This is a genomic window from Methylobacterium sp. J-092, assembly GCF_022829325.1.
Classification (GTDB): domain Bacteria; phylum Pseudomonadota; class Alphaproteobacteria; order Rhizobiales; family Beijerinckiaceae; genus Methylobacterium.
Map to the genome: position 1 here is coordinate 29,550 of NZ_JAKSXU010000196.1, position 16,431 is coordinate 45,980.

5 protein-coding genes are annotated in these 16,431 nt (G+C 69.9%); all 5 read left to right on the plus strand.

Going from position 1 to position 16,431, the window contains the following annotated elements; translation table 11 throughout:
- Positions 1–381: 381 nt before the first annotated feature.
- Positions 382–2,187, plus strand: a complete 1,806-nt coding sequence (gene treZ / locus MKK60_RS23230; RefSeq protein ID WP_243988749.1) for a malto-oligosyltrehalose trehalohydrolase — start codon at positions 382–384, stop codon at positions 2,185–2,187.
- Positions 2,184–7,070 carry a malto-oligosyltrehalose synthase gene (locus tag MKK60_RS23235; protein ID WP_243988750.1) on the plus strand — a complete coding sequence of 1,629 codons (4,887 nt, stop codon included), beginning with the start codon at positions 2,184–2,186 and terminating at the stop codon, positions 7,068–7,070. The genes treZ and MKK60_RS23235 overlap by 4 nt, the downstream gene beginning before the upstream one ends.
- Before the next feature lie 90 nt (positions 7,071–7,160).
- Positions 7,161–10,559: a maltotransferase domain-containing protein gene (locus MKK60_RS23240; protein ID WP_243988751.1), complete on the plus strand. Its 3,399-nt coding sequence runs from the start codon at positions 7,161–7,163 to the stop codon at positions 10,557–10,559.
- 159 nt (positions 10,560–10,718) lie between these two features.
- The gene (treS, locus tag MKK60_RS23245; RefSeq protein ID WP_147841851.1) at positions 10,719–13,982 is read left to right on the plus strand and encodes a maltose alpha-D-glucosyltransferase; all 3,264 of its coding nucleotides are present in this window, start codon (positions 10,719–10,721) and stop codon (positions 13,980–13,982) included.
- A gap of 117 nt (positions 13,983–14,099) precedes the next feature.
- Positions 14,100–16,388: a 1,4-alpha-glucan branching protein GlgB gene (gene glgB / locus MKK60_RS23250; RefSeq protein ID WP_243988752.1), complete on the plus strand. Its 2,289-nt coding sequence runs from the start codon at positions 14,100–14,102 to the stop codon at positions 16,386–16,388.
- The last annotated feature ends 43 nt before the right edge of the window (positions 16,389–16,431 follow it).

Here is a 16,431-nt window from a genome sequence, read left to right on the forward strand (position 1 = left end):
CGTTGTCAGGTGCATCCCACACCGAAGCGCCGCGCGCGGCGCGACGTGGGGGAAGACGAATGATATCAGACGGTTAATTATTCCTCCCGCCGCACCGGCGCAAGCACCCGATCCCGGCCCGTCCGCCGCCTTTTTCGCGACCGCGAGCGACGCCTGCAACCGCAGGATCCCCGCGCGTTCCCACCTTGCGCCGGCTCCGGCCAAGCTCGCGCCCGAATGCCGCCGCGCGATCGGCAGGGTTTGGGTGCGGTGCGGGGAACAAGAGCTGGGCCGACCGCTTCTGTGACAGACGTGGCTGTTCACGCCCGGCACCGTTCCGGGGATCGCCCCCGCGCGATCCGGACCGACCCGTGAGCCCCGAACGATGAGGATGGTGGCCCGATGCGGCGCACGCACAACATGGCCTTCGGCGCCGAGATCGCGGACCAAGGCGTCCGCTTCGCGCTCTGGGCCCCGACGGCACGGGACGTCGTGCTGGTGGTCGACGGGACGGATCACGCGCTTCCGGATGCCGGCGAGGGCTGGCGCCGAACGACCGTCCCCGGGGTCGCGGCCGGCGCCCGCTACGGCTTCCGCGTCGACGGCGACCTCGTGGTGCCCGATCCCGCCTCGCGCTTCCAGCCGGACGACGTGTCGGGCCTGTCCGAGGTGATCGACCCGGCCGCCTTCGCCTGGAGCGACGACGCGTGGAAGGGCCGCCCGTTCGAGGAGGCGGTGATCTACGAGACGCATGTCGGCACCGCGACGCCGGAGGGCACCTATGCCGGGCTGCAGAAGCGGCTGGCCGACCTGAAGGCGCTCGGCGTCACCGCCATCGAGCTGCTGCCGCTCGCCGACTTCAAGGGCACCCGCAACTGGGGCTACGACGGAGTGCTGCCCTACGCGCCGGACGCCGCCTACGGCCGTCCCGACGACCTCAAGCGCCTGATCGACGCCGCGCACGGGCTCGGGCTGATGGTCTACCTCGACGCGGTCTACAACCACTTCGGGCCGGCCGGGAACTATCTCCACGCCTACGCCAAGACATTCTTCACCGAGCGGCACCAGACCCCGTGGGGCGCGGGCATCAACTTCGACGGCAAGGAGAGCGGCCACACCGTGCGGCAGTTCTTCATCCAGAACACGCTGTACTGGCTCGAGGAATACCATTTCGACGGCATCCGCTTCGACGCCGTCCACGCGATCCTCGACGATTCGTCGACGCACTTCCTGGCCGAGCTCGGCGAGACGGTCCGCGCGGCCTTCCCCGATCGCCAGATCCATCTCATGCTTGAGAACGAGGCCAACCAGGCCAAGTGGCTCGAGCGCGACGGCTCGGGCAAGCCGCTCCAGCACGACGCCCAGTGGGCCGACGACCTGCACCATTGCTGGCACGTGCTGCTGACGGGCGAGGATTCCGGCTACTACGAGAGCTTCAGCGACAAGCCGGTCGAGCGGCTGGCGCGCTGCTTGTCGGAGGGGTTCGCCTATCAGGGCGAGCCGTTCAAGACGCTGGGCGACCATCCGCGCGGCGAGCCCTCGGCCCACCTGCCGCCGACCGCGTTCGTGACGTTCCTGCAGAACCACGACCAGGTCGGCAACCGCGCGCTCGGCGAGCGCCTGAGCCAGCTCGCCGATCCGAAGAAGCTCGATCTGGCGCGCGCCGGGCTCCTGCTCAGCCCGCAGATTCCGATGCTGTGGATGGGCGAGGAATGGTCGGCCTCGACGCCGTTCCTGTTCTTCGTCGATTTCGCGCCGGACGCGGAGCTGAACAAGGCCGTCCGGGAAGGGCGCCGCAAGGAGTTCAAGAGCTTCGCGGCCTTCGCCGACGACACGTCGGTGATCCCGGATCCGACCGAGGCCGAGACCTTCGAAGCGTCGAAGCTGGACTGGTCCGAGCGCGAGCGCTCGCCGTACCGGGAGGTGCTGGCCGAGACCACCCGGCTCTTGGCCCTGCGCCGGGACGTGGTGGTGCCGCTCGCCAAGTCCGGCTATCGCAACGCAAAGGCGATCCTTCCCCGCGCCGACGTGGTCGACTGCACCTGGTCCTACGCGGGCGGGACCCTGCGGTTCGTCGCCAATGTCGGCGATGCGCCGTTCTCCGTCGAGGCCGGCGACGACACGCCGGTCTGGACCAATGCGCCGGACGGCACCGGTGCGTCTCTGCCCGCCTGGACGGGTGTATTTCTGACGAAAGCGGCCCGATGAGCAGTGCACTGCAACGCCTTGCCGACCTCGCAGGCATCGCCGACGGCTACGTCGACGCCTTCGGCAAGCCGGTCGAGACCGCGCTCGAAGTCCGCCGCGGCATGCTCGCGGCGCTCGGCTTCGCGGTCGGCACCGACGAGGAGATCGCCCGGAGCCTCGGCGAGGTCGAGGCCCTGCGCAACGGCCTGATCCCGCCGCTGCTGCCGGTCGAGGCGCGCCGCGCGGTGCGCGTTCCGGTTCGCGGGGAGGGGACGGCGGTCTGGCGCCTCGTCGACGAGCGCGGCAACGCCCGTGAGGGCCGGGCAACCCTGTCCAGCGATACCGCCGGGTTCGAGCTGCCGCCGCTGACGCCGGGCTACCATCACCTCGCCGTCACCCTCGGCGACCGGACCGCGGAGGCCTGGATCATCTCGGCGCCGCAGCGCTGCTGGCGTCCGCGCGCCTATGCCGACGAGGGCGCCAGCGATTGGGGTCTCGCGGCCCAGCTCTACGGCCTGCGCTCCGACACCAACCTCGGGATCGGCACCTATGCCGACGCGGGTCAGGCGGCGCGCGATGCGGGCCTGCGCGGCGCATCGTTTCTCGGCCTCAGCCCGGTGCACGCCCTGTTTGCCGCCGACCGGACCAAGATCTCGCCCTACTCGCCGTCCTCGCGCCTGTTCCTCGACACGCTGTTCATCGCGCCGACGAGCATGCCGGGCTTCGTCGGCTCGCGGGCGGAAAGGCGTCTCGCCGAGATGGCGCCCCGCGTCGAAGCGTTGCGCGCCGCCGCGCTGGTCGACCACCAGGGCGTGTGGGACGTGCTCTCGCCGGTGCTGCAGGACTTCTGGGCGGAGTCGGATGCGAGCCGGGGCGCAGATGCGGGCTTCACGGCCTTCCGGGAGGAGGGCGGCGAGGATCTTCAATCGCACTCCACGTTCGAGGCCTTGCTCGAGCACTTCAAGGGGCGGGGCGCCCAGTGGCTCGGCGACTGGCCGGAGGAATTCCGGCGCGCCGGAACGGACGCCGTCGCGGCCTTCGCCGACGAGCACCGCGACGCGGTGTCGTATCACGCCTGGCTCCAGTACCTCGCCGACCGGCAGCTCGCAGACGCCTCCGAGCGGGCGCTCGCGACCGGCATGCGCATCGGCCTCTACCGCGACCTCGCCGTCGGCGCAGACCGTGGCGGCTCGGAGATCTGGTCGCATCCCGAGCGCTTCGCCGACCGCGTCTCGATCGGCGCACCGCCGGACCTGCTCGCGCCCAAGGGCCAGGATTGGGGACTGCCGGCCTTCGATCCGCTCGAGATGGAGCGCGACGGGCTCGCCGCCTTCCGGGCGCTGGTGCGCGCCAACATGCGCCATGCCGGCGCGATCCGCATCGACCACGCCTTCCAGCTCGCCCGCCTGTTCCTGATCCCGCTCGGCGGCGGCGCAAAGGACGGCGCCTACGTGGCGATGCCGTTCGAGCCGATGATCGCGGTGCTGCGCCTGGAGAGCCATCGCAACAAGTGCCTCGTCATCGCCGAGGATCTCGGCACCGCGCCGGAGGGCTTCTCGGACGCGCTGATGCAGGCCGGCATCCTCAGCTACCGGATCTTGGCGTTCGAGCGTGAGCAAGACGGGCGGTTCAAGGCGCCCGAGGCCTATCCCCGCGACGCGCTGACCGCGATCACCACGCACGATCTGCCGACCTTCGTCGGCTGGTGGCGCGGGGTCGACACCGACACGCGCCAGTCCCTCGGCCTCTACGACGCCGAGCGGGCCGAGGCGGAGCGCAACGAGCGCGTCACCGAGCGCCGGCGCCTGTCCGAGGCGCTGGCCGCGCAGCAGCTCATCGTCGGCGCCGAGCCGCCGGACGCGGCCCCGTTCGAGGCGGCGGCGCGCTACCTCGCCCGCGCTCCGTCGATGCTGACCGCGGTGCAGTACGAGGACGTCGTCTCCGAGCTGAGCCAGGCCAACGTGCCGGGCTCGACCGAGGGCTACCCGAACTGGCGGCGCAAGCTCGACCGCGACCTCGCCGCCATCGCCGCGCCGGGCGGCCCGCTGGCGAAGCTCGCCGCCGCCCTGTCGGCCGAGGATCGCGGCCCACGCTCCGGTGCCGCCCGCCTCGCGACCGCCCCGCCGCGCGCGACCTACCGCCTGCAGTTCCACAAGGACTTCACCTTCGCCGACGCGGAGAAGATCGTCCCGTACCTGGCGAAGCTCGGGATCAGCCACGTCTACGCCTCGCCGCTGCAGAAGGCCCGGCCCGGCTCGACCCACGGCTACGACATCGTCGACCACGGCGCGATCAACCCTGAGCTCGGCGGCGAGACCGGCTTCGTGCGTCTGTCCAACGCGCTGCGGGCGCACGGGCTGAAGCTGCTGCTCGACATCGTCCCCAACCACATGGGCGTCGGCGGCGCCGACAACCCGTGGTGGCTGTCCGTGCTCGAATGGGGCGCGCTCTCGCCCTTCGGCCATGCCTTCGACATCGATTGGGAACGCCTGGGCGCCAACCGCAACCTGGTGATCCCCTTCCTCGGCGAGCGCTACGGCGAGGCGCTGGAGAACGGGAACCTCGAGCTCAAGTTCGACGCGGTCGCCGGGGCCTTCAGCGTCTGGCACTACGAGCACCAGTTCCCGATCCGCCCGCTGAACTACCCGACCATCCTCAACCGGGTGCTGGCGGCGCTCGGCGACGTGGACGAGGAGGCGCAGGGCGAGCTGCTCGCCATCTCCGAGCGCCTGCGCACCATGGGCGCCGAGACCGACGCGAAGCGCCGCGTCGCCTTCCCGGAGGAGGCGGAAGGGCTCAAGCAGCGGCTCGCCGCCGTCTGCGCCGCATCGCCTGAGATCCGAGCCGCGATCGACCGCAGCCTCAAGCTGCTCAACGGCTTCAAGGGCCGCCCGGACAGCTTCGGCCCGCTGCACCGGCTCCTGGAGAGCCAGGCCTATCGCCTCGCTCATTGGCGCGTCGCGTCGAGCGACATCAACTACCGGCGCTTCTTCGACGTGAACTCGCTGGCGGGCCTGCGCGTCGAGCTGAACGACATCTTCCACCGCTCGCACGAGACCGTGTTCCGGCACGTCCGCGAGGGGCGGATCGACGGGCTGCGCATCGACCACATCGACGGCTTGGCCGACCCGCAGGGCTATGCGCGGGCGCTGCAGGCGGCCGTCGGACCGGGCTTCTACGTCGTGGTCGAGAAGATCCTGGAGCCGGGCGAGAAGCTTCGGCCGTGGCCGGTCGCCGGCACCACCGGCTACGACGTGCTGAACCACCTCGACGGCATCCTCGTCGACCAGGGCAAGCGCGGCAAGATCAAGCGGCTCTACGAGTGGGCCACCGGCTTCGACGAGCCCTACGGCTTCCAGCTTCGCGCCGCGAAGGCCGAGATCCTCGAGATCAGCTTCGCCAGCGAGCTCGAGGTGCTGACGACCGACCTCAAGGAGATCGCCGATGCCGACCGGCGCACGCGCGACTTCTCGGTCAATGCGATCCGCCGGGCGCTCATCGAGATCATCGCGCGGTTCCCGACCTATCGCAGCTACCTGCCGCCGGATCTCGACGAGAGCGATGTCGAGGCCGAGGACGTTCGGCTGATCGAGGGCGCGGTCGCCAAGGCCAAGCGCTGGTCGGCGCTGCCGGACCGCTCGGTCCACGACTTCGCGGCCGCCGCGCTCATCGGCCGGATCGAGACCTCCGGGCCCGGACGGCCGGACCCGATCGTGATCCTGCGGTTCCGCCGCCGCTTCCAGCAGCTCACCGGCCCGGTGATGGCCAAGAGCCTGGAGGACACGCTGTTCTACCGCTACGCGATGCTGCTCGGCCTCAACGAGGTCGGCGGCGATCCGGGCGAGTACGGCCTCGACGCGGAGCACTTCCACGCGCTCCAGGCGGCGCGTGCCCGCGACTGGCCGAACGCGATGATCACGACGGCGACCCACGACACCAAGCGCGGCGAGGACGCGCGCTCGCGCCTGCTCGCCCTGTCCGAGCTGCCGGAGGAATGGGCCCGCGCCTGGGACCTGTGGCGCACGATTGCCGTCCCGCACCTGACGACCATTGACGACGAGCCGGCGCCGGACGCCAACGACCAGTGGATGTTCTTCCAGGCCATCCTCGGGGCGTGGCCGCTCGAGCTGCTCGATGCCGACGAGCCGAATGCCATCGAGGATTTCCGCAAGCGCCTGACCGCCTACAGCGAGAAGGCGATGCGCGAGGGCAAGCGCAGGTCGAGCTGGGTCAACGTCGACGAAGCCTACGAGGGTGCGGTCGCCAAGCTGTTCGAGGCGCTGATCGCGCCGGGGTCCGAGTTCCTGGCCAAGCTGCGGCCGTTCGCCCGGCGCCTCGCCCATCTCGGGATGATCGCCGGCCTCGGCCGCACGGTCCTCAAATGCACGCTGCCCGGCCTGCCGGACGTGTACCAGGGCACCGAGTTCTGGGACTTCTCGTTCGTCGATCCCGACAACCGCCGGCCGGTGAACTACGCGGCGATGGAACGCGCTCTTGCGGACCAGGGGGTGCTGCCCGAACTGCTGGCGCATTGGCCGGACGGACGGGTGAAGCAGGCGACCCTGACGCATCTGCTCGCCGACCGCGCCGCGCGTCCGGCCTTCTATGCCGAGGCCGACTACCGGGCGATCGAGGCGACGGGGCCGCGTGCGGACAACGTCGTCGCCTACCTTCGCTCCGACGCGAGCGCGGACGGCGACATCTTCGTCGCGGTCCCGCGACTGGTCGCCGGACTGGTCAGGGACGCCGCCTGGTCGGGGGCGGGGTTCGCCGGCACGACGGTCGATCTCGGCGCGGGCACGTCCTGGCACGACATCGTCACGGGGGCCGGCTACGACGGCTCCGCCGATCTCGGAGCGTTGTTCTCCGCGCTGCCCTACGCCGTCCTCCGGCGCCGGGCGTGATCCGAGCGTGCCGCGCCGCATCCGCGGGCACGGCACGCACCCGGCATTCGGGCGTTAGTCGATGACGCCATCCAACAACTCGAGGCCAGCATGAACGCACCGACCACCGCATCGAGGAATGCCGCAGCGGATGGGGCCGCCCCCGTCGCGCCGCCGGCCGGCCTCGCGACGCGGGCCTCGGACGCGCGCATCCAGGGGCCGCGGATCTACAACCTGTTCCCGCTCCTCGTCGGGCGGGTCTCGGACTGGACGGCCGAGCTGCCGCGGATCGCCGCCCTCGGCTTCGATTGGGTCTACCTGAACCCGTTCCACGCCACCGGCGGCTCGGGCAGCCTCTACGCCGTCGCCGACCCCGAGCGGCTGGACGATCGCTTCCGCGATCAGGACGGCACCTCCGACGACGATCAGATCCGGTGCTTCTGCACGGCGGCCGAGGCCATCGGCCTCTCGGTGATGACCGACCTCGTCATCAACCACACCGCCAACGACGGCCGCCTCGCCCGCGACAGGCCGGACCTGTTCGTGAAGGAGGCCGACGGCTCGATCGCCAGCCCGGCGGCGGTCGATCCCGACGATCCGTCGATCCGCACCGTCTGGGGCGATCTCGCCGAGCTCGATTACCATTCGGAGGGCCCGCGCAGCGAGCTGACCCGGATCTGGGACGCCTACATCGCCCATCTCCAGAGCCTCGGCGTCGCCGGCTTCCGCTGCGATGCGGCCTACAAGGTCCCGCCGGAAACGTGGCGCGCCCTGATCGGGCAGGCGAAGGCACGCGAGGCCAGTTGCCTGTTAGCCGCCGAGACCCTGGGCTGCACCTTCGAGGAGGCCAAGGCCACCGCCGGCGCCGGGTTCGACTACCTCTTCAACTCGTTCGCGTGGTGGGATCTGAAGAAGCCCTGGGCGCTGGAGCAGTACGAGCGCCTGCGCGTCATCGCCCCCTCGATCGCCTTCCCCGAGAACCACGACATGCCGCGGCTCGCGGCCAAGGTGTCGGGCGGCCCGGAGGCCGTCGCCGCGCAGCTGCGCAGCCGCTACGCCCTCGCCGCGTTCTACTCGGCCGGCGTCCTGATGCCGATCGGCTACGAGTGGGGTTATCGCCGCGCGGTCCACGTCGTCGACACGACGCCGGCGGACCGCGAAACCGAGACCGGGATCGACATCTCGGCCTATGTCGCCGCGATCAACGCCCTGCGCGCCGAGCTTCCGGCCGCCAACGTCGAGGGCGCGCAGGCCCGGATCTCCGCGCCGGACGCCGATTTCGTCGCGCTCGCCCGCTACGATTCCGGCCATCCGGCCTCCGCCCGGCACGCCGTCATCCTGCTCTTCAACCCGACCGACAGGCCGGTGCCGGTCGATGCCGGGGCGCTGATCACCCGGACGGGCGGCCTGCTCGGGCCGTTCGTCGACCGTACGCCGGAGGCCGAGCCGATCGCCTTCCATCCCGGCAGCGCCATCGACCTGGCGCCGGGCGAGCTGCGCATCATCAGCGCCGTCGCGGCGGCCGTGACCAAGCTGCCGAGCCGCGGAACGCCGGACGGCACCGGCCGCGTCGTGATCGAGGCGGTGACGCCGGAACTCGACGGCGGCCGCTCACCGGTCAAGCGCGTCGTCGGCGAGAACCTGCGGATCGAGGCCGACATCTTCTCGGACGGTCACGAGATCCTGAACGCGGCGATCCTGTCGCGCGTCGTCGGCGCGAGCGAATGGCGCCGGGACCCGATGGTCTTCGTCGACAACGACCGCTGGGCCGGGCAATTCCCGCTCGAGAAGAACGCCCGCTACGAGTTCACCATCGAGGGCTGGCGCGACGGATTCTCGTCCTGGATGCGCGATACGCTGAAGAAGCGCGACGCCGGCGTCGACGTCCGCCTCGAGACGATCGAGGGCGTCACCCTGGTCCAGACCGCGGCGGACCTCGCCGAGGGGCGCGACAAGGAGCGGTTGCAGGCGCTCGTCGCCGCGCTCGGCGCCGAGGAGACCGGCTCGGCCGCCCAGCTCGACCGCATCCTCGTGCCCGACGCGGCGAGCCTTGTCCGCCGCAATGCGGAGCGGGTGAACGCCTCGCGCTACCCCGTGTCGGCGCAGGTGATCGCCGATCGGCTCGCGGCCCGGTTCTCGGCCTGGTACGAGATCTTCCCGCGCTCGCAGTCGATGGACGTGAATCGCCACGGCACCTTCGACGACGTGATCCGCCGCCTGCCGGAGATCCGCGAGCTCGGCTTCGACGTGCTGTACTTCACGCCGATCCACCCCGTCGGGCGCACCAACCGCAAGGGCAAGAACAACACCCTGAAGGCGCTGCCGGGCGACGTCGGCTCGGTCTACGCGGTCGGCACCGAGGAGGGCGGCCACGAGGCGGTCCATCCCGAACTCGGAACGCTGGCCGACTTCGAGCGCCTGGTCGCGGCGAGCCAGGCCCACGGCATGGAGGTGGCGCTCGACTTCGCGATCCAGTGCTCGCCCGACCATCCCTGGATCAAGAACCATCCCGAGTGGTTCGAGTGGCGCCCGGACGGGACGCTGAAGTTCGCCGAGAACCCGCCGAAGAAGTACGAGGACATCTCCAACGTGCACTTCTACGGCGGCGCGCTGCCGTCGCTGTGGATCGAGCTGCGCGACATCCTGCTCGGCTGGTGCAGCCGGGGCGTGCGCATCTTCCGGGTCGACAACCCGCACACCAAGCCGATCCCGTTCTGGGAATGGGTGATCGCCGAGGTGAACGGGCGCTATCCCGACGCGCTCTTCCTCGCCGAAGCCTTCACCCGGCCGAAGATGATGAAGAAGCTCGCCAAGGCCGGCTACCAGCAGAGCTACACCTACTTCACCTGGCGCAACACCAAGGCCGAGCTGACCGAGTACGCGACCGAGCTTGCGGGCGAGATGGGCGAGTACTACCGGCCGAACTTCTTCGCCAACACGCCCGACATCAACCCGCATTACCTCCAGACGAGCGGCCGCGCCGGCTTCGTCGTGCGGGCGACGCTGGCCGCGACTCTGTCGTCGGTCTACGGCATCTACAACGGCTACGAGATGTGCGAGGCGGCGCCCTATCCCGGCAAGGAGGAGTACCTCAACTCCGAGAAGTACGAGCTGAAGGCCTGGGACTACGACCGGCCCGGCAACATCCGCGAGCACATCATCAAGCTCAACCACATCCGTCGCGAGAACCCCGCGCTCTGGGATTTCCGCAACGTCGTGTTCACGGCGGCCTACAACGACAGCATCATCGCCTACGCCAAGACGACGCCCGACCGCGACAACTGCGTGTTCGTGATGGTCAACCTCGATCCCAAGAACCGCCAGGAATGCACCTACGAGGTGCCGCTCTGGCTGCTTGGCGAGGGCGACGGCGGGGCGGTCGCCGTCGAGGACCTGCTCGACGGCTACACGTTCGAGCTGCGCGGCAAGTCGCACCGCATCGCCCTCGATCCCGTCGAGCGCTCGTGCATCATCTGGCGGCTCAGCCGTCCGAAGCGGGTTGCGGGCTGAGGCTGCCCGTGTGAACAGAAATCCAGCGCGATCGGCCCGGTCGGTCGCGCTGTCGCCACCATCCTGCGGTTCTACAGCCGCACACCGATCACGCGACGATCATCCTCGCGCGGGACCGGCACCAACGCCCCTGAATCCGACGTGCGAGGCAACGACGCGATGATCGATCGCAGCGATCCGCAATGGTACCGTGACGCCATCATCTACCAGATCCACGTCAAGTCGTTCTTCGACTCGAACAACGACGGGATCGGGGATTTCGAGGGCCTTACCCAGCGGCTGGATTATGTCCGAGACCTCGGCGTCACCGCCATCTGGCTGATGCCGTTCTATCCGTCCCCGCTGCGCGACGACGGCTACGACATCGCCGACTACGAGGAGGTCAACCCGTCCTACGGGACGATGGCCGACTTCCGGCGCTTCGTGGACGCCGCGCACGAGCGCGGCTTGCGGGTGATCACCGAGCTGGTCATCAACCACACCTCGGACCAGCATCCGTGGTTCCAGCGCGCCCGCGAGGCGCCGGCCGGATCGCCCGAGCGTGACTTCTACGTGTGGTCGGACACCGACACGCCGTATTCGGACACGCGGATCATCTTCCTCGACACCGAGACCTCGAACTGGACCTGGGATCCGGTCGCCAAGCAGTATTTCTGGCACCGCTTCTACAGCCACCAGCCCGACCTGAACTTCGACAACCCGAAGGTGCTGGAAGCGGTCATCGAAACGATGCGCTACTGGCTCGACATGGGCGTCGACGGCCTGCGCCTCGACGCGATCCCGTACCTGATCGAGCGGGACGGCACGAACTGCGAGAACCTGCCCGAGACCCACACGGTCATCAAGGCGATCCGCGCGGCGCTGGATGCGAGCTATCCCGACCGGATGCTGCTGGCGGAAGCCAACCAGTGGCCGGAGGAGACCGCGCAGTATTTCGGCGACGGCGACGAATGCCACATGGCGTTCCACTTCCCGCTGATGCCGCGCATGTACATGGCGATCGCCCGCGAGGACCGGCACCCGATCACCGACATCATGCGCCAGACGCCCGAGATCCCGGAAGGGTGCCAGTGGGCGATCTTCCTGCGCAACCACGACGAGCTGACGCTCGAGATGGTGACGGCGGAGGAGCGCGACTACCTGTGGTCGTTCTACGCCGCCGAGCGCCGCGCCCGCATCAACCTCGGCATCCGCCGCCGTCTCGCGCCGCTGCTCGAGAACGACCGGCGCAAGATCGAGCTGATGAAGTCCCTCGTGCTGTCGATGCCCGGCACGCCGGTGCTGTACTACGGCGACGAGATCGGCATGGGCGACAACATCTACCTCGGCGATCGCGACGGCGTGCGCACGCCGATGCAATGGTCGCCCGATCGCAACGGCGGCTTCTCGCGGGCCAACCCGCAGCGGTTGTTCCTGCCGGCGATCCAGGACCCGATCTACGGCTTCGACGCCCTCAACGTCGAGGCGCAGACGCAGTCGCAGACCAGCCTGCTGAACTGGACGCGGCGGATGATCGCCATTCGCAACAACAGCACCGCGTTGGGCCGCGGCTCGATGCAGTTCCTGTATCCGTCGAACCGCAAGGTGCTCGCCTGGATCCGCGAGTTCGAGGGCGAGCGCGTGCTCTGCGTCGCCAACCTGTCACGGGCGCCGCAGGCGGTGCAGCTCGACCTGTCCGAGCTGCGCAGCGCCGTGCCGATCGAGCTCACCGGCGGAACCGAGTTCCCGCCGATCGGCGAGCTGCCCTACCTGCTCACCCTGCCATCCTACGGCTTCTACTGGTTCTCGCTGTCGTCGGCGAACACCGGCACGATCGGGCCGATGAAGGAGGCGCCCGAGCTGTTCACGCTGGTGCTCACCGGCGGCATCGAGAGCCTGATGGCCGGTCGCGAGCGCCTCGCCTTCGAGCGCACGGTGATCCCGCCCTTCATCGCCAGCCGGCGCTGGTTCGGTGCCAAGGGCTCACGGATCAAGAGCGTGCAGGTCGTCGACTGCGCGACCGTGAAGGAGGCCGGCGGCGAAGCCCGCTTCCTGCTGCCGCGCCTCGACGTCCAGCTCTCCAACGGCGAGCGCCAGCAATACTTCGTCCCCGTCGGCGTCGACGAGGGGCGCGAGGACGAGACGCTGCTCGAATTCGCCGTGGCGCGCGTGCGCCGCGGCCCGCGCACCGGCCTGCTCTACGGCGCGGCGGCCTCGCCGGACTTCGCGATCTGCCTCGCCGAGGGGATGCGCGACGGCCGCGAGATCCCGACCGAGGGCGGCAAGCTCGTGTTCTCCTCGACCTCGGCCTTCGACCACAGCGTGCCGTTCGAGGCGAGCGACGTCCGCCGGCTCTCGGCGGAGCAGAGCAACACCTCGATCGCCATCGGCGCGAAGATGATGCTCAAGCTGCTGCGCCGCCTGCAGCCGGGCACGCACCCGGAAGTCGAGGTCGGGCGCTTCCTCACCGAGGAGGCCAAGTTCCCGAACACGCCGGCGCTGCTCGGCACCCTCGAGCACGTTGCCGAGGACGGCACGCGCACGGCGCTCGCCGTGCTGCAGAGCTTCGTCCTCAACCAGGGCGACGCCTGGACGGTGATGCTCGAAGGCCTGCGCCGCGATTTCGAGACCGTGGTGCTGGCCCCCGAGAGCGAGGCGCCGACGCCGGCGGAAGCGTTCCACGATCACCTACGCTGGGCCGACCTGCTCGGGCGGCGGACCGCGGAGATGCACAATGCCTTCGCGATCGAGACCGGCGACGCGGCCTTCGCGGCCGAGCCCTTCACCGCCGACGACCTGGCGGTGCTCGGCGCCGATGCCCGGCACCAGGCCGATCGGGCCTTCCGCGGCCTGAAGGCGATCGCGGAGCGCGGGCTCGATGCGGGCCGCCCGTCGAGCGTCGCGCTCGCCGGGCGTCGTGCCGAGGTCGATGCCCTGATCGCGTCGCTGACCCGCGACCCGCCGAAGGGCGCGTTCAAGACGCGGATCCACGGCGACTACCATCTCGGGCAGGTGCTGGTGTCGAGCGGCGACCTGGTGCTGGTCGACTTCGAGGGCGAGCCCTCGCGTCCGGCCGACGAGCGCCGGGCGAAGTCGACGCCGCTGCGCGACGTGGCGGGCATGCTGCGCTCGTTCGCCTACGGCGCCGAGACGGTGACCCGCGAGATCGCCGGCCGCTTCGCGGATTCGGAGGATCGGGCGCGCACCGCCGCCTTCGCGTGGCGTGGCATGATCGATGCGGCGTTCCTGAAGGGCTACGAGACCGCGGTCTCGGAAAGCCGCGCCGCCGTGACCGACCCCGAGACGCATGGCCGGCTGCTTCGCCTCTGCCTGCTGACCAAGGCGCTCTACGAGGTCGATTACGAGGCCAACAACCGCCCCGACTGGATCGAAATCCCCGCCCGTGGGGTTCTGACCATTCTGGAGGACGCCAAGGCGTCCTGATCCCATGCGCGTGCCGACGGGGCAAGAACGGCTTCGTCGGCGCGCGCGGAGACTGACCGGCCTGAAGCCGTCCGACCTTCTCGGACGCCGCTTCGGTCACCCGAGAGAGGCACCTGAATGACGGCCATCGACCAGACCTTCGCGACCCGCACCGATCCGTCGGACACGAACCCGGTCTCGAATGTCGCCCCGTCCGGCTCCGCGCAGGCGGGCACGACGCACAGCGTGCATCCCGATGCGATCGCGGCGGTGATGGCGGCCAACCACGGCGACGCGTTCAGCGTGCTCGGCCCGCATCAGGTCGGGCCCGGAGCCTGGGAGGTCCGCGCCGTGCTGCCGGAGGCGAAGTCCGCCGCGCTCATCGTCGGCGGCGAGGCGGTGCCGTTCGAGCGGCGCCACCCGGATGGGTTCTGGGTCGCCAAGGTCGAGAGCCAGGGCCGGCCGCTCTACGAGATCGAGGTCGAGACCTGGGACGGGGCCAAGCGCCGCCGTCACGACCCCTACGGCTTCGGCTCGTCGCTGGAGCAGCACGACGTCGACACCCTGCGCGAGGTCGGGACCAACCTCGTCTACAAGATCCTCGGCGCGCAGCTCGGCTGCCTCGATGGCATCGACGGCTTCCGCTTCGCGGTGTGGGCGCCGAACGCCCGGCGCGTCAGCGTCGTCGGCGACTTCAACGAGTGGGACGGCCGCCGCCATCCGATGCGCCTTTGGCAGAACGGCGGCCTGTGGGAGCTGTTCGTGCCCGGCCTCAAGGCCGGTCAGCACTACAAGTTCGAGATCCGCGGCCCGGACGGCGCGCTGCTGCCGCTGAAGGCCGACCCGGTCGCCTTCGCCGCGCAGCACCCACCGGAGACGGCCTCCGTGCTGCAGGGCACCAGCGAGCCCGCCTGGCACGACAAGCAGTGGATGGCGACCCGCGGCGACAAGGACCCGCGCCACGCCCCGATCTCGATCTACGAGGTGCATCTCGGCTCGTGGGCGCGCGTGCCCGACGAGGGCAACCGCTACCTGACCTACAAGGAGATGGGCGAGCGCCTGATCCCGTACGTCAAGGAGATGGGCTTCACCCATATCGAGATGCTGCCGATCACCGAGTTCCCGTTCGACGGCTCCTGGGGCTACCAGCCGGTCTCGCTGTTCGCGCCGACGAGCCGGCACGGCACGCCCGACGACTTCGCGGCCTTCGTGAACGCGGCGCACGAGGCCGGCATCGGCGTGATGCTCGACTGGGTGCCCGGCCACTTCCCGCTCGACGCGCACGGCCTCGGCCAGTTCGACGGCACGCACCTCTACGAGCATGCCGACCCGCGCCAGGGCTTCCACCAGGATTGGGGCACCTACATCTACAATTTCGGTCGGGCCGAGGTCGCGACGTTCCTCGCCGCCAATGCCCGGTTCTGGCTCGAGCACTACCACCTCGACGGCCTGCGCGTGGATGCCGTCGCCTCGATGCTCTACCTCGACTACTCGCGCCGCCAGGGCGAGTGGATCCCGAACCAGTACGGCGGCAACGAGAACCTCGACGCGATCAACTTCCTGCGCAAGACCAACGAGGCGACCTACGCGCACGCCCCCGGCACGATCACGGTCGCCGAGGAATCCACCTCCTGGCCCGGCGTCTCGCACCCGACCTACACCGGCGGGCTCGGCTTCGGCTTCAAGTGGAACATGGGGTGGATGCACGACACCCTGAACTTCGTCTCGACGGACCCGATCCACCGCCGCTACCACCACCACGACCTGACCTTCGGGCTGCTCTACGCCTTCTCCGAGAACTTCATCCTGCCGCTGTCCCACGACGAGGTGGTGCACGGGAAAGGCTCCCTGCTCGGCAAGATGCCCGGCGACCGCTGGCAGAAGTTCGCCAACCTGCGCGCTTATTTCGGGTTCATGTGGGGGCATCCCGGCAAGAAGCTGCTCTTCATGGGCGGCGAGTTCGGCCAGGAGCGCGAGTGGAACCACAACCAGTCGCTCGACTGGCACCTGCTCGACGACCCCGCCCATGCCGGCGTCAAGGACGTGATCCGCGACCTGAACCGGCTCTACGTCTCGACGCCGGCACTGCACAGCCGCGACACCGAGGCGGCGGGCTTCCAGTGGCTGGTGGCCGACGACCAGGACAACAGCGTGATCGCCTGGGCCCGAAAGGGCCGCGACGCCGGCGAGATCGCCATCGTCGTCTCGAACTTCACGCCTGTGCCGCGCGAGAACTACCGCATCGGCGTCCCGACGGGCGGCTTCTATCGCGAAGCGTTCAACTCGGATGCCGGCATCTACGGCGGCTCGAACATGGGCAACATGGGCGGCCGCGAGGCCGACGCGGCGGAGAGCCACGGCCAGGGTCATTCCCTGAGCCTGACCCTCCCGCCGCTCTCGACCATGATCTTCGTTCGCGAAGGCTGAGGGCATCGCTGGGGCGGCGGTGCCGAGGGGTCCCGCCGCCCGC